Source organism: Pseudomonas sp. 22490 (genome assembly GCF_052044465.1).
Classification (GTDB): domain Bacteria; phylum Pseudomonadota; class Gammaproteobacteria; order Pseudomonadales; family Pseudomonadaceae; genus Pseudomonas; species Pseudomonas aeruginosa.
Window position 1 is genome coordinate 50,106 of the sequence record NZ_JBQENS010000016.1, and the last position, 21,238, is coordinate 71,343.

A 21,238-nucleotide genomic window follows, 5' to 3' on the forward strand; every position below is an offset into this window, starting at 1 on the left:
GATCTTGCGCAAGGGATGGACGATCTTGGGATTCAGACTACCGAGTCGCGTCGCCGTGAAGCGTTCCGTACAGACCTCCGCCTGGCCCCTGCCCAACCAGGGGGTGCGTTTCATCACGCCGCCCCGCCTGCGTCGCGCCCTGGCCCGCCATCCGCTCGGCCAGGCCTGCTACCCGCTGGCCCTCGGTTACTATCCGGAGGCGCACGGCCACCACATGCAGCGGCGCGCGCCGGACGACAACCTGTTGATCTACTGCCGGGCCGGACGCGGCTGGCTGGAGTGTGCCGGCGAGCGCGTCGAGGTCGGCGGCGGCGACCTGCTGGTCCTGCCCAAGGGCCGGGAACATGCCTACGGCGCCGACTCGCAGCGGCCCTGGAGCATCTACTGGGTACATTTCGAAGGCGGACTGGCGGAGGATTTCCTGCGTCCGCTGGGCAGCGCCCCGCGCCTGCGCCTGGGCATGCAGCCGCGCCTGCTGGCGGAGTTCGATGCGCTGCTGGCGCTGCGTCGCCAGGGCCTCAGCCTGCCGCACTTCATCCATGCCGCGCACCTGTTGCAGGGCCTGCTCACCTCGCTGGCGGTGCGTCCGGCGCGGGCCAGCCTGAAATCCGGACGGGTGCTGGACATCGACGCGGTGCAGGCGCTGATGCGCGCGCACCTGCACGACAGCCTCAACCTCGACGAGCTGGCGGCGCAGTTCAAGCTGTCGCGCTTCCATTTCGCCAAGACCTATCGCGCCCTGACCGGCCAGGCGCCGATCCAGGATTTCATCCAGATGAAGATGGCCCATGCCTGCCGCCTGCTCGACGAGGGCGCGCTGGAGGTGCGGCAGATCGCCGAGCAGCTCGGCTACGCCGATCCCTATTACTTCTCGCGGCTGTTCCGCAAGGTGGTGGGCATGGCGCCCAGTCACTACCGGGCGCTGCACCAGGGCTAGTGCTCCGGGCATAATGCTGCATCCTGCCCGTGGGCCGAGACCGACAAGGATCGTCGATGCGCAAACCCCTATCGCTCTACCACCCCTGGCTCTACTGGCTGCGGGTCTGGCAACGACGTCTCTGGCGGCACTGCCGCTGGCGTCTTGGCGGCCGTCGCTACGTGCGGTTGCCATCGGTCGACGAGCGCCTGCCGTACCGCTACATCAAGCACACCTCGAAGTTGATCCGCCGCCTCGGCGACAGCGACCTCGCCCTGCAACGCAACAAGGTGGTCAACCTGCGCCTGGCGGTGGACTGCATGAACGGCGTGAGCATCGGCCCCGGCGAGTACTTCTCGTTCTGCCGGCTGGTCGGTCGGCCCAGCGCCCGGCGTGGCTTCGTCGAAGGTATGGAGTTGTCCTTCGGCGAGGCGCGCAGCGGAATCGGCGGCGGCATCTGCCAACTGAGCAACCTGATCCACTGGATGGCCCTGCATTCCCCGCTGCGCGTGGTGGAGCGGGCCAACCACAGCTTCGACCCGTTTCCCGACGAGGGACGGATCCTGCCGTTCGGCTCGGGCGCGGCGATCTTCTACAACTTCATCGACCTGGTGCTGCACAATCCGACGGCGGATACCTTCCAGCTGCGCTTCCATATCGCCGCCCACCAACTGGAAGGCGAACTGCTGTGCAGCGCGCCGCGCCCTGTGCGCTACCACGTCTATGAGAGGGCCCAGCGCTTTGTCCGCGACGGCGATGCGGTGCTGAGGCTCAACGAGATCTGGCGCGACATCCGGGAAAAGGGCCAGGCCGGCACCCTGCTGGCCAGCGAGTGCCTGTACCGCAACCGGGTGCGCGTGAAGTATCCGGTGGAAGAGGCCCGCCTGTCCCGAGATTGACAAGCGCGGCGGGCTTTTCTACGGTTCCGCGGCCACAGGCTGTCGGCGACCTTCTGAAAAAGGCCGGACGACTTTTTCAGTACCGAGACAGGGGGTTCCATGACCGATAACGACGACCGCATCAAGCTCGAGGCGAGCTGGAAGGAAGCGCTGCGCGAGGAATTCGACAAGCCCTACATGAAGCAACTGGGCGAGTTCCTGCGCCAGGAGAAAGCCGCCGGCAAGGCGATCTTCCCGCCCGGGCCGTTGATCTTCAACGCGCTGAACACCACGCCGCTGGAGAACGTCAAGGTGGTGATCATCGGCCAGGATCCCTACCACGGACCAGGCCAGGCCCACGGCCTGTGCTTCTCGGTGCAGCCCGGCGTGCCGACGCCGCCGTCCTTGCAGAACATCTACAAGGAACTCAACCGCGACCTGAACATCCCGATTCCCAACAACGGCTACCTGCAGCGCTGGGCGGAGCAGGGCGTGCTGTTGCTCAATACCTCCCTGACCGTCGAGCAGGCCAAGGCCGGCTCCCACGCCAATGCCGGCTGGCAGCCGTTCACCGACCGCGTCATCGAGGTGGTCAACGAGCGTTGCGAGCGCCTGGTGTTCCTGCTCTGGGGCAGCCACGCGCAGAGCAAGCAGAAGCTGATCGACCCGCAGCGCCACCTGATTCTCAAGTCGGCGCACCCGTCGCCGTTGTCGGCCTACCGCGGTTTCCTCGGCAACGGCCACTTCAGCCGCACCAACAAGTTCCTCGAGCAGAACGGCAAGACGCCTATCGACTGGTCGCTGCCGGACCTCTGAAGGCCGCTGTCGCCCAGCTCTTCACATGGTGGGCGCCGCTGTGTGCCTCTGACCGCGCCCGGAAAAAAAAGCCCGCACGAGGCGGGCTGGAAAACGCCACACATCCAGTGTGGCGGCGTGGCTCGATCAGCCGGCGCGCTTCCTCCAGTAGCGGAAGCACGGCTCGGCGAGGAACAGCACCAGCAATAGCCTCAGTACCTGCAAGGCGGTGACCAGCGGCACCGAGAGCTGCAAGGCTTCGGCGGTCAGGCTCAGCTCGGCGATGCCGCCGGGCATCATGCCGAGCATCAGCGACTGGTGGTCGAGGGTGGTCAGCCAGCCGAGCAACTCGGCGGCGAGCGCCGCGGCGAACATCATCCACAGCGTGCAGACCAGGGTACGACTGACGAAGGCTGGAGCGCTGCGGAAGAAACTGCGGTTGAAATGGCAACCCAGGGCGCTGCCGATCAGCCATTGGCCGACGCCGCTGGAACCGGCCGGCAGGCCGATATGCAGGTCGAAGCCGAGGCTGACGCCGGCCGCCAGCAACAGCGGGCCGAGCAGCCAGGGATTGGGTTGGCGCAACTTCTGCCAGCCCAGCGCGACCAGCGCCCCGGCCGGGAACAGCAGGGCCAGCCAGTGCCAGTCCACCGGCGCGGCCTGGTGCGGGCCTGGCTGGCCGCCGCCGAGCAGGTACTGGAACGCCGCCGGCACCAGCAGCACTACCAGCAACAGGCGCAGGCTCTGCGCTGCGGCGACGCGGCTGAGCACCGCGCCGTGGCGCTGCCCGAGGTTGACCATCTCGCTGGCACCACCGGGCATGCTGGCGAAGAACGCGGTGGCGCGGTCCTCGCCGCTGCGGCGCATGAAGGCGATCGCCAGCACGCTGGAAAGCGTGGTGGCCACGGCGCCGAAGACGATGATCACGCTATGCGCCAGCACTTGCTCGATCACTGCCGGGGTGAAGTGCAGGCCGATGCCGATGCCGACGATCCATTGCCCGCACTTGCGTGCCCCCGGCACTTCGGCCAGCGGCAGGTCGGCCAGGCAACGCACCAGCATCACCGCAAGCAGCGAGCCGATCATCCATGGCAGCGGCCAGCCGACCAGGCTTGCCAGCCAGCCGCCAAGGGCGCCCACCAGCGGCGTCGCCCAGTACAGCCTCCAGGTGACGCGCTCAGGCATCGGCCAGCCCTGTCGCGCGACGGGCCACGCGGCGGCGCCAGGCGCGGACCAGCGGCAACAGCAGCATTACCACCACCAGCGCCCAGGTCACCAGGCTGATCGGGCTCGACCAGAGGATGCCCAGTTCACCGTTGGAGATCGACAGCGCGCGGCGCAGGTTCTGCTCCATCAGTCCACCGAGGATGAAGCCCAGCAGCAGCGGCGAGAGCGGGAAGTCGAGCTTGCGCAGGATATAGCCGATTACGCCGATGCCGACCATCAGGAACAGGTCGAAGGTGGTCGCATGCACGCCGTACACGCCGATCCCGGTGATGATCGCGATGGCCGGCACCAGGGCCCAGTTCGGCACCGCGAGGATGCGGGTGAATACGCGGACCATCGGCACGTTGAGGATGATCAGCATGACGTTGGCGATGAACAGCGAGGCGATCAGGCCCCAGACGATGTCCGGTTGCTGCTGGAACAGCAGCGGGCCGGGAGTGATGTTGTACAGGGTCAGGGCGCCGATCATCACCGCAGTGGTACCCGAGCCGGGCACGCCGAGGGTCAGCATCGGCACCATGGCGCCGCAGGCGGAGGCGCCGATGGCGGTCTCGGGAGCGGCCAGGCCGCGCATGTCGCCCTTGCCGAACTCGCCCTTGGCACCGGCCAGCTTCTTCTCGGTCATATAGGCCACCGCGCTTGCCAGGGTCGCGCCGGCGCCGGGCAGTACGCCCATGACGAAACCGAGCAGACCGCAGCGCAGGTTGACCAGGAATACGCTGGCGGCCTCCTTGAAGTTGAACAGCATGCGTCCGGTGGCTTTCACCGCTTCCTGGCCGTGGTGGGTCTTCTCCAGCAGCAGGAGGATCTCGCTGACCGAGAACAGGCCCAGCACCAGGACCACGAACTGGATGCCGTCGGCGAGGTGGATGCTGTCCCCGGTGAAGCGGTACACGCCGCTGTTGGCGTCGATCCCGACGCTCGACAGGAACAGCCCGAGCAGCGCCGCCAGCAGGGTCTTCAGCGGGCGGTCGCCGGCCATCCCGCCGAGGCAGACGATGGCGAACACCATCAGCACGAAATATTCCGCCGGACCGAAGGCGATCGCCCACTTGGCCAGCAGCGGGGCGAACAGGACCATCCCGCAGGTGGCGATGAAAGCGCCAATGAACGAACTCCAGGCCGACAGCGACAGGGCCACGCCGGCCAGGCCCTTGCGTGCCATCGGGTAGCCGTCGAGGGTGGTCATCACGGTCGAGGCTTCGCCGGGGATGTTGAGCAGGATCGAGCTGATCCGCCCGCCGTATTCGCAGCCCAGGTATACGGCGGCGAGCAGGATCAGCGCGGTTTCCGGCGGCAGGCCGAGGGCGAAGGCCACCGGGATCAGCAGTGCCACGCCGTTGATCGGACCGAGGCCTGGCAGCAGGCCTACGATGGTGCCGATCAGGGTGCCGATCAGCGCGGTGATCAGGTTGGTCGGCGTCATCGCGACGCCGAAGCCCTGGCCGAGGTAGTTCAAGGTTTCCATCACGAAGTCCTCACAGCGGCAGGAAGTCGAGAACGCCCAGCGGCAGCGGGACGTCCAGGGCGCGGTCGAACAGCCAGTAGAGGCCGATCCCGAGCAGGCTCGCGGTGACCACCGCAGGGATTGGCCGGGCGCCGTAGAGAATGGCCATGCAGGAGCCGACCAGGGCGGCGCTGAGGATGAAGCCGAGCGTTTCGAACAGGCCGGCGAACACCAGCAGCAGGGCGATGCAGGCGAGCACCTTGAGCAGCACGGCGCCGCCCAGCGGTTGTTCGTCCTCGGCGTGGCGGATCGGCGTCGGCCGCGCGATCAGCCACGCCAGGCCGGCGCCCATCAGCGCCAGGCAGAGCAGCGGGTAGGCGCGCGGGCCGACCGGTTCGTAGGAAAACGGCGCCTGGTAACGCCAGCCGGCGACCGCCAGGCCGACGCAGGCGAGCAGCCAGAGCCCGGCGAACAGGCGCTGGTACAGGTTGGAACGGGTCATGGGACGATCCTCGTGGCGCGGCCGGGGTCCGGCCGCGCGCGGGCTGGCTTACTGGATCAGGCCGAAGTCCTTGGCCAGTTGCTTGTACTGCTGGACCTGCTGCTTCACGTAGCCGTCGAGTTCCTCGCCGGTCATGGCAAAGGGGAACAGCTCGCGCTGGTCGCGCAGCTTGGCGAAGTCCTCGGAGGCCAGCAGTTGGTCGAAGGCGTTCTTCCACCAGGCGTAGTCTTCGTCGCTGACCTTCGGCCCGAGGTAGAACCCGCGAACCACCGGCCAGACGATGTCGTAGCCCTGTTCCTTGGCGGTGGGGATGTTGGCCATCGCCGCCTCCGGCAGGCGTTCTTCGGAGAACACCGCGAGCAGGCGCATGTCGCCGCTGAGGATGTGCGGCATGGAGTCGGAAATGTCGGTGCTGCCGACCTGGATGTGCCCGCCGAGCAGCGCGGTGGCGATCTCGCCGCCGCCTTCCAGGGCCACGTAGCGCAGGTCGCGCGGATTGATCCCGGCGGCCTTGGCGATCAGCGCGGTCTGCATCCAGTCCTGGCTGCCGACGGTGCCGCCGGAGCCGATCACCACCTTGCTCGGGTCGGCCTTGAGCGCCTTCACCAGGTCGTCGAGGTTCTTGTAGGGCGAGTCGGTGCGCACCGCGATGGCGCCGTAGCTGGTGCCGATGGCGGCCAGCCATTTCACCGCGTTCTCGTCGAAGCGGCCGAACTTGCCCTGGGCCAGGTTCAGCAGCGAGCCGCTGGAGAAGGCGGTGATGGTGCCGGCGTCGCCCGGGCGTTGGGCGACCACCGCGTTATAGGCGACCGCGCCGACGCCGCCGGGCATGTAGGTGACGCGCATCGGCTTGCTCAGCAGCTTGGCCTCGACCAGGGCGCTCTGGGCCAGCTTGCAGGTGAGGTCGAAACCGCCGCCGGGGGACGCCGGGGCGATGCATTCGGGACGCTTGGGTTCGGCCACGGCGGCGCCGGCCAGCAGCAGGCCGGCGGCAACCAAGGCGAGGGGACGAAAAGACAGTTTCATCATCATCGGTGCTCCTGTGGAGTTCTTGTTCTGGCTTACCAGATCGGCAGGGTATAGCTGACGATCAGGCGGTTCTCATCGATGTCGCGGGTGAAATTGGAACGGAAGGTCGCGTTGCGCCAGCGGATTCCGAGGTTCTTCAGCGCGCCGCTCTGGAACACGTACTGCAGTTCGGTGTTGCGTTCCCATTCGCGGCCTTCGCCGCGCTGCCCGGCGAGTTCGACATTGTCGCCCTTGACGTAGCGGGTCATGAAGGTCAGGCCGGGAATGCCGAGGCCGACGAAGTCGTAGTCGTAGCGCAGTTGCCAGGAACGCTCCTTGGGGCCGGCGAAGTCGTTGACCTGGACGAAGTTGACCAGGTACGGGTTGCTGCCTTTCAGGTAGGGGAAGGCGTCGTCGCCGTTCATTCGCTGCCAGGCCGCGCCGAAGGCATGGTTGCCAAGGCTGTAGGTGAACATGCCGTTGAGCGACTTGTTGTCGATGCCGCCGGCCTTGGCCGAGCCGCTGTCGGTGCTGCGGGCGAAGCGCAGGTCGCTGGTCAGTTCGCCGGGACCGATCGGCCAGCTGTGCAGCAGGCCGACGAAGTGCTGGCGGTAGACGTCCTGCAGGTTGCTGTAGTGATAGCTGGCGGTGAGTTGGTCGGTGAGCTTGTAGTCCAGTCCGCCGAGGTCGAAGTGATCGGCGCTGACCCCGGCGAAGCGGCCGTTCTTGTCGTTCAGCGCGAGGTCCTCGGAGTCGCTGGAGTCGCGGATCTTGGTCTTTTCCAGGCGCCCGGCGGTGAAGCCGAGGTCCTTGATCTCCTTCGAGGTGAGCAGCGCGCCTTCGAATATCTGCGGGAAGATCCGCCCGTTGTTCGGTTGTACCGATGGCAGCTTCGGAATCAGCGTACCGACCTTCAGCTCGCTCTGCGAGACCTTGACCTTGGCGGTCAGGCCCAGTTTCGAGTAGGTGTCCGGTGCGCGGCCGTCGGAATCCTTCGGCAGCAGTCCGGTACCGCTGCGGCCGCGGCCGGAGTCGAGCTTGACGCCGAGCATGCCCATGGCGTCGAGGCCGAAGCCGACGGTGCCCTGGGTGTAGCCGGACTGCAGGTTGAGGATGAAGCCTTGCGCCCACTCCTCGCGCTTGGACTGGCCGGGGCCGTCGCGGAAGTCGCGGTTCATGTAGAAGTTGCGGGTTTCCAGGCTGGCCTTGCTGTCTTCGAGGAAGCCGGCGGCGTTGCCCAGGGGCGCGATGCCGGCGAGCACGACGGCGGTGGTGGTCAGGGTGGTGCTGCGGGACGAACGTACAGACCTTGCGGCCTGCGGCAGGGAAGTCGACATGCAGTGGTCTCCGATTCTTGTTCTTGTACGCCGAGCACCACGCTGCAGGGCGTTTTGGCGGACGATCTGCGCCGTCCATCGACTGATCCTAAGACGCCAAGCTTTCGCCAGGCTTTCAGCAATCCCCGGTGGCAGAGAAGCCATTTACCGGAGGGTTTTCCCCGGTACACTTCGCCTCTTGTGCCCTCATCCGGTGGTGGAGAACCGTCCATGCGCATCCTTCTGGTGGAAGATCATCCGCAGCTCGCCGAAAGCGTGGTCCAGGCGCTCAAGGGCGCCGGCTGGACGGTAGACCTGCTGCAGGACGGGGTGGCCGCCGACCTGGCCCTGGCCAGCGAGGAGTACGCCCTGGCGATCCTCGACGTCGGCCTGCCGCGGATGGACGGCTTCGAGGTGCTGGCGCGCCTGCGCGGGCGCGGCAAGACCCTGCCGGTGCTGATGCTGACTGCGCGCGGCGAGGTGAAGGACCGGGTGCACGGCCTCAATCTCGGCGCCGACGACTACCTGGCAAAGCCTTTCGAACTGTCCGAGCTGGAGGCGCGGGTCAAGGCCCTGCTGCGCCGCAGCGTGCTCGGTGGCGAACAGTTGCAGCGCTGCGGCGCCCTGGTCTACGACCTCGGCACCCGGCGCTTCAGCCTCGACGAGCAGCCGCTGACCCTGACCTCGCGGGAACAGGCGGTGCTGGAAGCGATGATCGCCCGTCCGGGGCGGGTGATGAGCAAGGAGCAACTGGCCGCCCAGGTCTTCGGCCTGGACGAGGAGGCCAGCGCCGACGCCATCGAGATCTACGTCCACCGCCTGCGCAAGAAGCTGGAAGGCGGCGCCGTGCGCATCGTCACCTTCCGCGGCCTCGGCTACCTGCTGGAGGCGCAGGGTGACTGATGCCGGCAGCCTGCGCGGAAGGCTGCTGCTGTGGCTGGCCCTGCTCCTGCTGCTGGTGCTCCTGGCGAGCGGCCTGAGCGCCTACTGGAACGGTCGCGAGGTGGCCGACACCGCCTACGACCGGACCTTGCTGGCCTCGGCGCGGGCGATCGCCGACGGGCTCTACGAGAAGGACGGCACCCTGCGCGCCGACGTCCCCTACGTGGCACTGGATACCTTCGCCTACGACAGCGCCGGGCGGATCTTCTACCAGGTCAACGACATCCACGGACGGATGATCTCCGGCTACGAGAATCTTCCGGCGGCACCCGCCGATACCCTGCGCACCGACGACTACCCGGCCCTGGCCAAGTTCTACGACGGCGTCTACCAGGGCGTCGACGTACGCGTGGTGAGCCTGCTGCAACCGGTCAGCGAACCGAGCATGAGCGGCATGGCGGAGATCCGCGTGGCGGAGACCGAAGGCGCCCGCGAGCGCATGGCGCGCAGCCTGATGACCGATACCCTGCTGCGCCTGGGCGTCCTCGGCGTCGGCGCGCTGGTGCTGGTGTGGCTGGCAGTGAGCGCCGCGCTGCGTCCGCTGGATCGCCTGCGCCGCGAGGTGGAAGAGCGCCAGCCGGACGACCTGCGGCCGTTGCCGATGCTAGAGGTCCAGCATGAATTGCGGCCGCTGGTGGAGTCGCTGAACCACTTCACCCAGCGCCTGCGCAGCCTGTTCGAGCGGCAGTCGCAGTTCATCGCCGATGCCGCCCACGAGTTGCGCACGCCGCTGGCGGCGCTCAAGGCGCGCCTGGAACTGGGCCTGCGCGAGCAGGAGCCGGAAGCCTGGCGTTCGACCCTGGAGACCACGGCGAAGAACACCGACCGCCTGATCCACCTGGCCAACCAGCTGCTCTCCCTGGCGCGCATCGAAAGCGGCGCCCAGGCCATCGCCGAGGGCGGCGCCGAGCGTATCGACCTGACCGCCCTGGCCCGGGAACTGGGCCTGGCGCTGGCGCCGCTGGCCTATGCGCGGGGAGCCTCGCTGGCGCTGGAAAGCGCCGGGCCGGTGTGGATCCAGGGTGAACCGACGCTGCTCAACGAATTGCTCAGCAACCTGCTGGACAACGCGCTGGCGCACACCCCGCAGGGCGGCAACGTGATCCTCAGGGTGCTGGAGGGAGGCGTGCTGGAAGTGGAAGACGATGGTCCGGGAATTCCCGCCGCCGACCGCGAGCGGGTCTTCCAGCGCTTCTACCGGCGCGGCGACAGCCCCGGCAGCGGCCTGGGGCTGGCGATCGTCGGCGAGGTCTGCCGGGCGCACCGGGCGCAGATCCAGCTCGACCAGGGCGAACTGGGCGGCTTGCTGGTGCGGGTGCGCTTCCCGGTGGAGTAGGGCGGGCCTATTGCAGCATGCTGGTGGCGGCTTCCAGGGCGCTGGAGAGGTCCTCGTCTTCCTTCATGTCGACGGTCGGCTCGAGGCCGAGCTTGGCGAACGCCGGGATCTGGCTCCAGTCCAGGCGGGTATAGGGATGCTCGCTGCCAAGGTAGCTCTGCAGGGTGGCGACCTGGACCAGGTCGGTATAGTCCGCGCGCGGCGAGTTGCGGGCGAAGTCCAGGTGCTGGCGCGGGACCTCGGCGATCGGCGCGGGGAAATCCCAGGCCTTGAGAATGCGCTCGCCGATCAGCGGATGGATGCGCTCGATCACATGGCTCAGGCTGATGGAGTCCGACAGCAGCTCGTTGTGATCCTCGGCGTAGGTGAGGATCGGCAGCACGCCGATCTGGTGCACCAGTCCGGCCAGGGTCGCCTGGTCCGGCGCCAGGCGGGTGTAGTGACGGGCCAGCACGTGGCAGATGCCGGCGATCTCGGTGCTCTTGTTCCAGACTTCGCGCATCTTGCGATCGACCACGTCGGTGGTGGCCTGGAACATCTGCTCCATGGCCAGGCCGGTGGCCAGGTTGCAGGTGTAGTTGATGCCCAGCCGGCTGATCGCCATCTGCAGGTCGGTGATTTCCTTCGGGCTGCGCAGCAGCGGACTGTTCACCACGCGGATGATGCGCGCGGTCAGCGCCGCGTCGTTGCCGATCACCTTGCTCAGGGCCTGGATGCTGACATCCGGGTCTTCCGCCGCCTCACGGACCTGCAGGGCCACCTCGGGCAGGGTCGGCAGCACCAGTTCATCCTGATCGATGGCGCGGATCAGGTCCTGTTGGACTTTGTCGGCAAGCTTGCTCATGGCATTTCCTTTGAAAACGCAATGGCCGGAGCACGCTCTACGTGCACCGGCCATGGGAATACTGGCGGGCCGTCCGCGGACGGCGAGGCACAGTTTACGGTCAGCGCTGGATTTCGCGGTCGCTGTCCAGCGTGTAAGGCAGATTGAGGAGGACGAGCGGCGCTCCTTCGGCGCTTCCGAGGCTGATCCGGCCGTCGGCGACGGCGTCGTCCTGCAGCACGGCGAGCAATTCCACGCTGTTCTCCGGCGTACGGGCGGCCAGTACCACTTCGCCGACGCTGGTGGAATGGACTGGCGAGAACAGCCCGGTGCCGGGCGCCGGCACCTCGTCTGCGTCCAGCGCCAGGCGATACAGGCGGCGCTTGAGGCGGCCGAGATACTGCATGCGGGCGACGATTTCCTGGCCGGTATAGCAGCCCTTCTTGAAGCTGACCCCGCCGACCGCCTGCAGGTTGATCATCTGTGGGATGAACAGCTCGCGGGTAGCGCCGAACACCTGGCCGATGCCTGCGCGCACCTGGCCGAGCAGCCAATCGTCGAGCGGCGCCTCGCGGCTGTGCTCGCGGAGCGTGGCAAGCACCGCCTCGGCGCGCTGCGCCGGAACCCATAGCTCGACGCGGGCGTCGCCCAGGGCGACGGCGAGCAGGTCGCCGTGGCGGGCGATCCTGCCGCTCTCCGCCGGGGTGTCTATCCCCAGGGCGCGCAGTGCCTCGCTGGCGTCGCGCAAGCCTATGCGGAGCCAGGCTGCGCTCTCGTCGGCAAGGCTGGCCTTGGAGAATACGGCGTATTTCTTCAGGTCCGCCAACTGGGCCTCGAGCAGCTCGCCGGCCATCGCCAGCAGCAGGCCGTCGCCCTCGGGCAGGATGCGGAAGCTCGATAGCAGGCGGCCCTTGATGTTGCAGCGGCCGCCGAGGCTGGAGGTCTCGTCGTTGAGGTAGGCGAGGTTGCAGGTCAGCTGGCCCTGGAGGAACTTGGCGGCGTCAGGGCCGCGGACGGCGAGGATGCCTTCATGGACTAGCGGGGTGTGGAAAGCGGGGTCGGCCATTGCGATGCTGCGCGGTCAGTCAGTCAGGACCGTCATCATAGAACTCGGTCCGAGGCTTGTCAGCGGGCAAGAATGCCTGGCGCATCCGCCTTGGCGGTTGTCGGACACTTCCGAGGCCGCCGTCGGCATGGGCCGGCGTCCCGCGCGGATACCCTTGGTTTGCCGGGCAATACGACCAAGGGCGGACGCCGGCGGAGCGACGCCTCGTCATCGGGCCGCGCCATTCGAGCGCAACCGCCCTATAATGCCGGGCGTTTTCGAGGAGCCCGAACATGGCAGATGAAACCGAACTGAAACGACTCTACTGGCACAGCCGTCGCGGCATGCTGGAACTGGATGTGCTGCTGGTGCCTTTCGTGCAGGAGGTTTACCCGGGCCTGGACGCCGAGGACCAGGCGCGCTTCCGCAAGCTGCTGGAGTGCGAGGACCAGGACATGTTCGGTTGGTTCATGCAGCGCGGCGAGCCGGAAGACGCCGACCTGCGGCGGATGGTGCGGATGATCCTGGACCGTGTCCAGCCGGATTGAGCCGTTCGAATGCCGCTGGTGGGTCTCTCCGATCCTGCTGGCGGCGAGCCTGGCACTGTGGGCCCTGGCGCTGCTGTCGATCCTGCTGGCGGCGCTGCCGGTCTGGCTGAAGCCGCCGCTTGCGCTGGTCTGCCTGGCCTACGGTGCCTGGGGGCTGTACCGCCAGGTACTGCTGCGCGGCTCGCGGGCCTTCCGCGGCTTGCGCCATGACGAGCGGGGCTGGCAGCTGTGGAGCGCCGGAAGCGGCTGGCAAGCGGTGCAATTGCGCCCTGACAGCCTGGCGCTGCCCTGGCTGATCGTACTGCGCGTGCGCCTGCCGGGCCGCTGGCGCATCCTTGGCTGCTGTATCCCGGCCGATGCATTGGGCGCCGACAGCCATCGGCGCCTGCGTGTCCGCCTGCGCTTCAGTCGCCGTAGATGGGCGGCACCAGGATAGTGTCGCGGGCTTCGGGCAGCAGGTCCGGATAATCCAGCGTGTAGTGCAGGCCCCGGCTTTCGCGGCGCTGCATGGCCGAGCGGATGATCAGTTCGGCGACCAGCGCCAGGTTGCGCAACTCGATCAGGTCGCGGCTGACCTTGTAGTTGCTGTAGAACTCGTCGATCTCGCTGAGCAGCAGGCGCACCCGGTGCTGGGCGCGCTGCAGGCGCTTGTTGGTGCGCACGATACCGACGTAGTCCCACATGAAACGCCGCAGTTCGTCCCAGTTGTGCGCGATGATCACGTCCTCGTCGGAGTCGGTGACCTGGCTGGCGTCCCAGCTTGGCAGGCTTTCCGGCACGGGCGTGCCGGGCAGGCGCTGGAGCATGTCGGCGGCGGCAGAGCGGGCATAGACGAAGCATTCCAGCAGCGAATTGCTGGCCATGCGGTTGGCGCCGTGCAGGCCGGTGAAGGTGGTTTCGCCGATGGCGTAGAGGCCCGGCACGTCGGTATGCCCGTGCTGGTCGACGAGCACGCCGCCGCAGGTATAGTGAGCGGCCGGCACTACCGGGATCGGTTGCTGGGTAATGTCGATGCCGAAGTCCAGGCAGCGCTCGTAGACGGTGGGGAAGTGCGCCTTGATGAACTCGGCCGGCTTGTGGCTGATGTCCAGGTAGACACAGTCGATCCCCAGACGCTTCATTTCATGGTCGATGGCGCGGGCCACGATATCCCGGGGCGCCAGCTCGCCACGCGGGTCGAAGCGCGGCATGAAACGCTCGCCATTGGGCAGGCGGAGCAGGGCGCCTTCGCCGCGCAATGCCTCGGTGATGAGGAAACTCTTGGCCTGCGGGTGGTACAGGCAGGTCGGGTGGAACTGGTTGAACTCCAGGTTGCCGACCCGGCAGCCGGCGCGCCAGGCCATGGCGATGCCGTCGCCGGAGTTGCCGTCAGGATTGCTGGTATAAAGGTAGACCTTGCTCGCGCCACCGGAGGCCAGCACGCTGAAGCGGGCACGGAAGGTATCGACTTCGCCGCTTTCCCGATTCAGCACGTAGGCGCCCAGGCAGCGCTTGCTCGGCAGACCGAGCTTGCGCTCGGTGATCAGGTCGACCGCCACTCGCTGCGACAGCAACTCGATGTTCGGTCGCCGCCGGGCCTGGGCCAGCAAGGTATTGAAGATCGCGGCGCCGGTGGCGTCGGCGGCATGGATGATGCGCCGGTGGCTGTGCCCGCCTTCGCGGGTCAGGTGGTATTCGAAGCTGCCTTCCTCGTGGTTGTGCTGCTCGTCGCGGGTGAAGGGCACCCCCTGTTCGATCAGCCACTGGATCGCTTCGCGGCTATGCTCCACGGTGAAGCGCACCGCATCCTCGCGGCACAGGCCGCCACCGGCGACCAGGGTGTCCTCGACGTGGGATTCCACGGTGTCGGTATCGTCCAGCACGGCGGCCACGCCGCCCTGGGCCCAGTAGGTAGAGCCCTGCGACAGTTCGCCCTTGCTGAGGACGGCGATGCGCAGGTGTTCCGGAAGGGTCAAGGCCAGACTCAGGCCGGCGGCGCCGCTGCCGATGACCAGTACATCGTGTTGATAATGTTGGCTCATGCCCGCATTTCCCCGTGGTGGAGCCCTAGTATATAGAAGGGCCTGGCGGCACAATAGCGCACCCCCGCTGCCGGTCCGGCGGATGAGCTGCGGGCCTGTCATCGGCAGGCGTCATCAGAGCGGGGCGATGTAGTGCTGGAACTTTCTTAGACGCATCGGTTCCAAAGCAGGATGCCTGAAGACCTCGTCCGGTTGGCCTACCCAGCGGCACAGAGGCCGGGCCCTGAGCCCGATGCAATCCATTTTCGCGGGGCCCGGACACGATGTCCGGGGCCGCACGTCACGAGCGAGGAAAAAACTCGTGACGCATGCTTGGAGGGGAGAACTTTTGCAAGAAGCCCGAGTCTATCTTGGCAAGACGATTCGCTGGGACGCTCGAAGCTCCTCCAGGTTCGAAGAGGAGCTTTCATGCTAACCCAGGAACAGGATCAGCAACTGGTTGAACGGGTACAGCGCGGAGACAAGCGGGCTTTCGATCTGCTGGTACTGAAATACCAGCACAAGATACTGGGATTGATCGTGCGGTTCGTGCACGACGCCCAGGAAGCCCAGGACGTAGCGCAGGAAGCCTTCATCAAGGCATACCGTGCGCTCGGCAATTTCCGCGGCGATAGTGCTTTTTATACCTGGCTGTATCGGATCGCCATCAACACCGCGAAGAACCACCTGGTCGCTCGCGGGCGTCGGCCACCGGACAGCGATGTGACCGCAGAGGATGCGGAGTTCTTCGAGGGCGACCACGCCCTGAAGGACATCGAGTCGCCGGAACGGGCGATGTTGCGGGATGAGATCGAGGCCACCGTGCACCAGACCATCCAGCAGTTGCCCGAGGATTTGCGCACGGCCCTGACCCTGCGCGAGTTCGAAGGTTTGAGTTACGAAGATATCGCCACCGTGATGCAGTGTCCGGTGGGGACGGTACGGTCGCGGATCTTCCGCGCTCGTGAAGCAATCGACAAAGCTCTGCAGCCTTTGTTGCGAGAAGCCTGACACAGCGGCAAATGCCAAGAGAGGTATCGCTATGAGTCGTGAAGCCCTGCAGGAAACTCTGTCCGCTGTGATGGATAACGAAGCGGATGAACTCGAGTTGCGGCGGGTGCTCGCAGCTTGCGGCGAGGATGCCGAGCTGCGTTCCACCTGGTCGCGTTACCAGTTGGCGCGGTCCGTCATGCACCGCGAGCCTACCCTGCCGAAGCTGGATATCGCTGCGGCGGTCTCTGCTGCCCTGGCCGACGAGGCCGCTCCGCCGAAAGCGGAGAAGGGACCGTGGCGGATGGTCGGTCGCCTGGCGGTCGCTGCCTCGGTGACCCTGGCGGTGCTGGCCGGCGTGCGTCTGTACAACCAGAACGACGCCCTGCCGCAGATGGCGCAACAGGGGACCACCCCGCAGATCGCCCTGCCTCAGGTGAAAGGCCCGGCCGTGCTGGCCGGCTACAGCGAAGAGCAGGGGGCGCCGCAGGTGATCACCAACTCCTCGTCCAGCGATACCCGCTGGCATGAGCAGCGTCTGCCGATCTACCTGCGTCAGCACGTGCAACAATCCGCCGTCAGTGGTACAGAGAGCGCGCTGCCCTACGCTCGGGCAGCCAGCCTGGAAAACCGCTGAGGAGAGACATGCGCACCACCTCCCTGTTGCTTTTGCTTGGCAGCCTGATGGCGGTTCCCGCCACTCAGGCTGCCGACGCTTCCGACTGGCTGAATCGTCTCGCCGAGGCCGATCGCCAGAACAGTTTCCAAGGCACCTTCGTCTACGAGCGCAATGGCAGCTTCTCCACCCATGAGATCTGGCATCGCGTGGAGAGCGATGGTGCGGTTCGCGAGCGCCTGCTCCAGCTCGACGGCGCGCGCCAGGAAGTGGTCCGGGTCGACGGGCGCACCCAGTGCATCAGCGGCGGCCTTGCCGACCAACTGGCCGATGCCCAGCTGTGGCCGGTGCGCAAGTTCGATCCCTTCCAGCTGGCTTCCTGGTACGACCTGCGCCTGGTCGGCGAATCCCGTGTCGCCGGCCGCCCGGCAGTGGTCCTTGCGGTGACTCCGCGCGACCAGCATCGCTACGGCTTCGAGCTGCACCTGGACCGCGACACCGGCCTGCCGTTGAAGTCGCTGCTGCTGAACGAGAAGGGGCAGTTGCTCGAGCGCTTCCAGTTCACCCAGTTGAATACCGGCGCGGCACCTGCCGAAGACCAGTTGCAGGCGGGCGCCGAATGCCAGGTCGTCGGCCCGGCCAAGGCCGACGGCGAGAAGACCGTGGCCTGGCGCTCGGAATGGCTGCCGCCAGGTTTCACCCTGACCCGCAGTTTCATGCGTCGCAGTCCGGTCACCCCCGATCCGGTCGCCTGCCTGACCTATGGCGATGGCCTGGCACGATTCTCGGTGTTCATCGAGCCGCTGCACGGTGCCATGGTTGGCGACGCGCGCAGCCAGCTCGGCCCGACCGTGGTGGTTTCCAAGCGCCTGCAGACCGATGACGGCGGCCAGATGGTGACCGTCGTCGGCGAAGTGCCGCTGGGCACCGCCGAGCGGGTGGCGCTGTCCATCCGGCCCGAGGCCGCCGCCCAGAAATGATCGAGGAGCAGGGGCGAGTGGTGGCGACCGAGCCGGGTGCGGTATGGGTCGAGACCGTGCGCCGCAGTACCTGCTCGTCCTGCTCGGCCAATGCCGGTTGCGGCCAGGGGCTGATGCAGCGCCTGGGCGTCGGCGCGGGGCGTGCCCGGGTGCGCGCGTTGAGCGACCTGAGCCTGCGGGTCGGCGATGCGGTCGTCCTAGGAATTCATGAAGACCTGTTGTTGCGCGCCTCCGTCCTCTTCTATCTTTTCCCTCTGCTCGGGTTTTTCGTGGCAGCATTGCTGGCAACCCGGGCGGGCCTTGTCGAACCTCTGATCATCGTGTCCGGGCTGGCGGGTTTGCTGGCGGCCTGGCTATTGGTGCGTCGGCATGCTCGTCGTCATGCCGATGATCCAGCCTCGCAGCCGGTGGTTCTGCGAGCGCTGATTTCCGGGCCGTCCGATTCGGCCTGAGTCTTTCTCTTCCCTCGAACATCACGGGAGCTGTAGTCGATGCATACCCTAAAACGCTGTATGGCTGCGATGGTGGCCTTGCTGGCCTTGAGCCTGGCGATGACGGCCCGGGCAGAACTGCCGGACTTCACGCCTTTGGTCGAACAGGCGTCGCCGGCGGTGGTGAATATCAGTACGCGGCAGAAGCTGCCGGATCGCGCCATGGCGCGCGGGCAGCTGTCGATCCCCGACCTCGAAGGGCTGCCGCCGATGTTCCGCGACTTCCTCGAGCGCAGCATCCCGCAGGTTCCGCGCAATCCGCGCGGCCAGCAGCGCGAGGCGCAATCGCTGGGTTCCGGCTTCATCATCTCCAACGACGGCTACATCCTCACCAACAATCACGTCGTGGCCGATGCCGACGAGATCCTGGTGCGCCTGTCCGACCGTAGCGAGCACAAGGCCAAGTTGATCGGCGCGGACCCGCGCAGCGACGTGGCGGTGCTGAAGATCGAGGCGAAGAACCTGCCGACCCTGAAACTGGGCGATTCGAACAAGCTGAAAGTGGGCGAATGGGTCCTGGCCATCGGTTCGCCGTTCGGCTTCGATCACTCGGTCACCGCCGGTATCGTCAGTGCCAAGGGGCGTAGCCTGCCGAACGAGAGCTACGTACCCTTCATCCAGACCGACGTGGCGATCAACCCGGGTAACTCCGGCGGTCCGCTGCTGAACCTGCAGGGCGAAGTGGTCGGCATCAACTCGCAGATCTTCACCCGTTCCGGCGGCTTCATGGGCCTGTCCTTCGCCATTCCGATCGATGTCGCGCTGAACGTCGCCGACCAGTTGAAGAAAGCCGGCAAGGTCAGTCGCGGCTGGCTGGGCGTGGTGATCCAGGAAGTGAACAAGGATCTCGCCGAGTCCTTCGGCCTCGACAAGCCGTCCGGCGCGCTGGTGGCGCAACTGGTGGAAGACGGCCCGGCGGCCAAGGGTGGCCTGCAGGTGGGCGATGTGATCCTCAGCCTGAACGGCCAGTCGATCAACGAGTCCGCCGACCTGCCGCACCTGGTGGGCAACATGAAGCCGGGCGACAAGATCAACCTGGACGTGATTCGCAACGGCCAGCGCAAGTCCCTGAGCATGGCGGTAGGCAGCCTTCCGGACGACGACGAGGAAATCGCCTCGATGGGCGCTCCGGGCGCCGAGCGCAGCAGCAACCGCCTGGGCGTGACCGTCGCCGACCTGACCGCCGAGCAGCGCAAGAGCCTGGATATCCAGGGCGGCGTGGTGATCAAGGAAGTCCAGGACGGTCCGGCCGCGGTCATCGGCCTGCGTCCGGGCGATGTCATCACCCACCTGGACAACAAGGCGGTGACCTCGACCAAGGTCTTCGCCGACGTGGCCAAGGCCCTGCCGAAGAACCGTTCGGTTTCGATGCGGGTGCTGCGCCAGGGACGCGCCAGCTTCATTACCTTCAAGCTGGCCGAATAAGCCGGCTGGCGAAAAAAGGGCGGTTTCCACCGCCCTTTTTCATGCCCGTCAATCCGTTACCTGCGTGACGCCTTGCCCGAGCATCAGGTAAACTCCCCGGCTATTTTTCGGCGGATTGCCGCCCTTGCCCTTTTCGAGTGTGTTGAGCCGTGAGCGACCTGAGCCATATCCGCAATTTCTCCATCATTGCCCATATCGACCATGGCAAGTCGACGCTGGCCGATCGCTTCATCCAGATGTGCGGCGGCCTCTCCGATCGCGAAATGGAGGCCCAGGTCCTGGACTCCATGGACCTGGAGCGCGAGCGCGGGATCACCATCAAGGCCCACAGCGTGACCCTGCACTACAAGGCGCAGGACGGTAAGACCTACCAGCTCAACTTCATCGATACCCCCGGCCACGTCGACTTCACCTACGAAGTCAGCCGCTCGCTGGCCGCCTGCGAGGGCGCGCTGCTGGTAGTGGACGCCGGCCAGGGCGTCGAGGCGCAGTCCGTCGCCAACTGCTACACCGCCATCGAGCAGGGGCTGGAAGTGATGCCCGTGCTGAATAAGATGGACCTGCCCCAGGCCGAGCCGGAGCGGGTGAAAGAGGAAATCGAGAGCATCATCGGCATCGACGCCACCGACGCCGTGGCCTGCAGCGCCAAGAGCGGGATGGGCGTGCTGGAGGTGCTGGAGCGCCTGGTGACCGCCATCCCCGCCCCGGAAGGCGAGATCGAGGCGCCGCTGCAGGCGCTGATCATCGACTCCTGGTTCGACAACTACCTTGGCGTGGTCTCGCTGGTACGGGTGAAGAACGGCCGGGTGAAGAAGGGCGACAAGATCCTGGTGAAGTCCACCGGCAAGGTCCACCAGGTGGACAGCGTCGGGGTATTCACTCCGAAGCACACCGAGACCGTCGACCTGAAGGCGGGCGAGGTGGGCTTCATCATCGCCGGTATCAAGGATATCCACGGCGCGCCGGTGGGCGATACGCTGACCCTGAACAACACGCCGGACGTCGAGGTCCTGCCGGGCTTCAAGCGGGTCAAGCCGCAGGTCTACGCGGGCCTGTTCCCGGTCAGCTCGGACGATTTCGAGGACTTCCGCGACGCCCTGCAGAAGCTGACCCTCAACGACTCGTCGCTGCAATACGAGCCGGAAAGCTCCGAAGCCCTGGGCTTCGGCTTCCGTTGCGGCTTCCTTGGCATGCTGCACATGGAGATCATCCAGGAGCGCCTGGAGCGCGAATACGACCTGGACCTGATCACCACCGCGCCCACGGTGGTCTTCGAGATCGTGCAGAAGAACGGCGAGATCATCTACGTCGACAACCCGTCCAAGCTCCCGGACCTGGCGTCCATCCAGGAAATGCGCGAACCGATCTGCCGCGCCACCATCCTGGTGCCCAAGGACCACCTGGGCAACGTGATCACCCTGTGCATCGAGAAGCGCGGCGTGCAGCGCGACATGCACTTCCTCAGCGGCCAGGTGCAGGTGGTCTACGACCTGCCGATGAACGAGGTGGTGCTCGACTTCTTCGATCGCCTCAAGTCCACCAGCCGCGGCTATGCTTCCCTGGACTATAGCTTCGATCGTTTCGAGCCGTCCAACCTGGTTCGTCTCGACGTGCTGATCAATGGCGAGAAGGTCGACGCCCTCGCCCTGATCGTCCACCGCGACAACGCCCCCTACAAGGGCCGCCAGCTGGTGGAGAAAATGAAGGAACTGATCCCGCGGCAGATGTTCGACGTGGCGATCCAGGCAGCCATCGGTGGGCAGATCATCGCCCGCTCGACGGTCAAGGCGCTCAGGAAGAACGTGCTGGCCAAGTGTTACGGTGGCGACGTGAGCCGTAAACGCAAGCTGCTGGAGAAGCAGAAGGCTGGTAAGAAAAGGATGAAGCAGGTCGGTAGCGTGGAAATTCCCCAGGAAGCCTTCCTCGCCGTGCTCAAAGTGGATAGCTAGAACC

General features: G+C 66.4%; 21 protein-coding genes. 13 read left to right on the forward strand and 8 right to left on the reverse strand.

The window, feature by feature from the left end; all coding sequences use genetic code 11:
- Window positions 1-55: 55 nt before the first annotated feature.
- From ACTJJX_RS18750 to ung, 3 genes are all read left to right on the forward strand, one after another.
- On the forward strand, window positions 56-937 hold the full coding sequence (locus ACTJJX_RS18750; protein WP_003106441.1) for an AraC family transcriptional regulator: 882 nt from the start codon (window positions 56-58) through the stop codon (window positions 935-937).
- A 56-nt stretch (window positions 938-993) separates the two neighbouring features.
- The gene (locus ACTJJX_RS18755) at window positions 994-1,815 is read left to right on the forward strand and encodes a VanW family protein (protein WP_003114171.1); all 822 of its coding nucleotides are present in this window, start codon (window positions 994-996) and stop codon (window positions 1,813-1,815) included.
- A gap of 99 nt (window positions 1,816-1,914) precedes the next feature.
- Window positions 1,915-2,610, forward strand: a complete 696-nt coding sequence (gene ung, locus ACTJJX_RS18760; RefSeq protein ID WP_003085510.1) for a uracil-DNA glycosylase — start codon at window positions 1,915-1,917, stop codon at window positions 2,608-2,610.
- 126 nt (window positions 2,611-2,736) lie between these two features.
- On the opposite strand, the gene ACTJJX_RS18765 is transcribed toward ung, so the two are convergent.
- Genes ACTJJX_RS18765 through ACTJJX_RS18785 form a run of 5 tightly spaced genes read right to left on the reverse strand, consistent with a single transcriptional unit; the run spans window position 2,737 to window position 8,110 of the window.
- Window positions 2,737-3,774, reverse strand: coding sequence for an AbrB family transcriptional regulator (locus ACTJJX_RS18765; RefSeq protein WP_003114172.1), 1,038 nt, complete (start codon window positions 3,772-3,774; stop codon window positions 2,737-2,739).
- On the reverse strand, window positions 3,767-5,284 hold the full coding sequence (locus ACTJJX_RS18770) for a tripartite tricarboxylate transporter permease (protein WP_003116509.1): 1,518 nt from the start codon (window positions 5,282-5,284) through the stop codon (window positions 3,767-3,769). Before ACTJJX_RS18770 ends, ACTJJX_RS18765 begins: the two co-directional genes overlap by 8 nt.
- Window positions 5,285-5,294: 10 nt before the next feature.
- A complete protein-coding gene (locus ACTJJX_RS18775; protein WP_003101933.1) occupies window positions 5,295-5,765 on the reverse strand; it encodes a tripartite tricarboxylate transporter TctB family protein in 471 nt (156 codons plus the stop codon).
- A 48-nt stretch (window positions 5,766-5,813) separates the two neighbouring features.
- Window positions 5,814-6,797, reverse strand: coding sequence for a tripartite tricarboxylate transporter substrate binding protein (locus tag ACTJJX_RS18780; protein WP_003085519.1), 984 nt, complete (start codon window positions 6,795-6,797; stop codon window positions 5,814-5,816).
- Window positions 6,798-6,826: 29 nt separating this feature from the next.
- Window positions 6,827-8,110, reverse strand: a complete 1,284-nt coding sequence (locus ACTJJX_RS18785) for an OprD family porin (protein WP_016851964.1) — start codon at window positions 8,108-8,110, stop codon at window positions 6,827-6,829.
- Window positions 8,111-8,320: 210 nt separating this feature from the next.
- Between ACTJJX_RS18785 and ACTJJX_RS18790 the strand changes: the two genes are divergently transcribed.
- Window positions 8,321-8,992, forward strand: a complete 672-nt coding sequence (locus tag ACTJJX_RS18790) for a response regulator (RefSeq protein WP_003085524.1) — start codon at window positions 8,321-8,323, stop codon at window positions 8,990-8,992.
- Window positions 8,985-10,367: a sensor histidine kinase gene (locus tag ACTJJX_RS18795; RefSeq protein WP_012614480.1), complete on the forward strand. Its 1,383-nt coding sequence runs from the start codon at window positions 8,985-8,987 to the stop codon at window positions 10,365-10,367. The genes ACTJJX_RS18790 and ACTJJX_RS18795 overlap by 8 nt, the downstream gene beginning before the upstream one ends.
- A 7-nt stretch (window positions 10,368-10,374) precedes the next feature.
- Here the strand turns inward: ACTJJX_RS18795 and ACTJJX_RS18800 are convergent, their stop codons facing one another.
- Entirely contained in the window at window positions 10,375-11,211 is an 837-nt protein-coding gene (locus ACTJJX_RS18800; RefSeq protein ID WP_003114179.1) for an HDOD domain-containing protein, read from the reverse strand.
- A 100-nt stretch (window positions 11,212-11,311) separates the two neighbouring features.
- Window positions 11,312-12,256, reverse strand: a complete 945-nt coding sequence (gene ygfZ, locus ACTJJX_RS18805) for a CAF17-like 4Fe-4S cluster assembly/insertion protein YgfZ (protein ID WP_003101947.1) — start codon at window positions 12,254-12,256, stop codon at window positions 11,312-11,314.
- Window positions 12,257-12,528: 272 nt separating this feature from the next.
- Between ygfZ and ACTJJX_RS18810 the strand changes: the two genes are divergently transcribed.
- Together ACTJJX_RS18810 and ACTJJX_RS18815 are read left to right on the forward strand one after the other, a co-directional pair.
- Window positions 12,529-12,783, forward strand: a complete 255-nt coding sequence (locus ACTJJX_RS18810) for an FAD assembly factor SdhE (RefSeq protein WP_003085532.1) — start codon at window positions 12,529-12,531, stop codon at window positions 12,781-12,783.
- Window positions 12,767-13,219, forward strand: a complete 453-nt coding sequence (locus ACTJJX_RS18815; protein ID WP_016851963.1) for a protein YgfX — start codon at window positions 12,767-12,769, stop codon at window positions 13,217-13,219. Before ACTJJX_RS18810 ends, ACTJJX_RS18815 begins: the two co-directional genes overlap by 17 nt.
- Here ACTJJX_RS18815 and nadB read toward each other — a convergent pair.
- Entirely contained in the window at window positions 13,188-14,804 is a 1,617-nt protein-coding gene (nadB, locus tag ACTJJX_RS18820; RefSeq protein WP_003114182.1) for an L-aspartate oxidase, read from the reverse strand. The genes ACTJJX_RS18815 and nadB overlap by 32 nt on opposite strands.
- Window positions 14,805-15,212: 408 nt before the next feature.
- On the opposite strand from nadB, the gene rpoE reads away from it, so the two are divergent.
- From rpoE to lepA, 6 genes are all read left to right on the forward strand, one after another.
- The gene (gene rpoE, locus ACTJJX_RS18825; RefSeq protein WP_003085543.1) at window positions 15,213-15,794 is read left to right on the forward strand and encodes an RNA polymerase sigma factor RpoE; all 582 of its coding nucleotides are present in this window, start codon (window positions 15,213-15,215) and stop codon (window positions 15,792-15,794) included.
- A 31-nt stretch (window positions 15,795-15,825) separates the two neighbouring features.
- On the forward strand, window positions 15,826-16,410 hold the full coding sequence (gene mucA, locus ACTJJX_RS18830; RefSeq protein ID WP_003101958.1) for an anti-sigma factor MucA: 585 nt from the start codon (window positions 15,826-15,828) through the stop codon (window positions 16,408-16,410).
- An 8-nt stretch (window positions 16,411-16,418) separates the two neighbouring features.
- Window positions 16,419-17,369 (forward strand): sigma factor AlgU regulator MucB, encoded by a 951-nt coding sequence (gene mucB / locus ACTJJX_RS18835; RefSeq protein ID WP_016851962.1) that lies wholly within the window; start codon window positions 16,419-16,421, stop codon window positions 17,367-17,369.
- The gene (gene mucC, locus ACTJJX_RS18840) at window positions 17,366-17,821 is read left to right on the forward strand and encodes an alginate biosynthesis regulator MucC (protein WP_003110245.1); all 456 of its coding nucleotides are present in this window, start codon (window positions 17,366-17,368) and stop codon (window positions 17,819-17,821) included. Before mucB ends, mucC begins: the two co-directional genes overlap by 4 nt.
- 39 nt (window positions 17,822-17,860) lie before the next feature.
- Window positions 17,861-19,285, forward strand: a complete 1,425-nt coding sequence (mucD, locus tag ACTJJX_RS18845; protein ID WP_003114183.1) for a serine protease MucD — start codon at window positions 17,861-17,863, stop codon at window positions 19,283-19,285.
- Between the two features lie 149 nt (window positions 19,286-19,434).
- Entirely contained in the window at window positions 19,435-21,234 is a 1,800-nt protein-coding gene (gene lepA, locus ACTJJX_RS18850; protein ID WP_003085555.1) for a translation elongation factor 4, read from the forward strand.
- The last annotated feature ends 4 nt before the right edge of the window (window positions 21,235-21,238 follow it).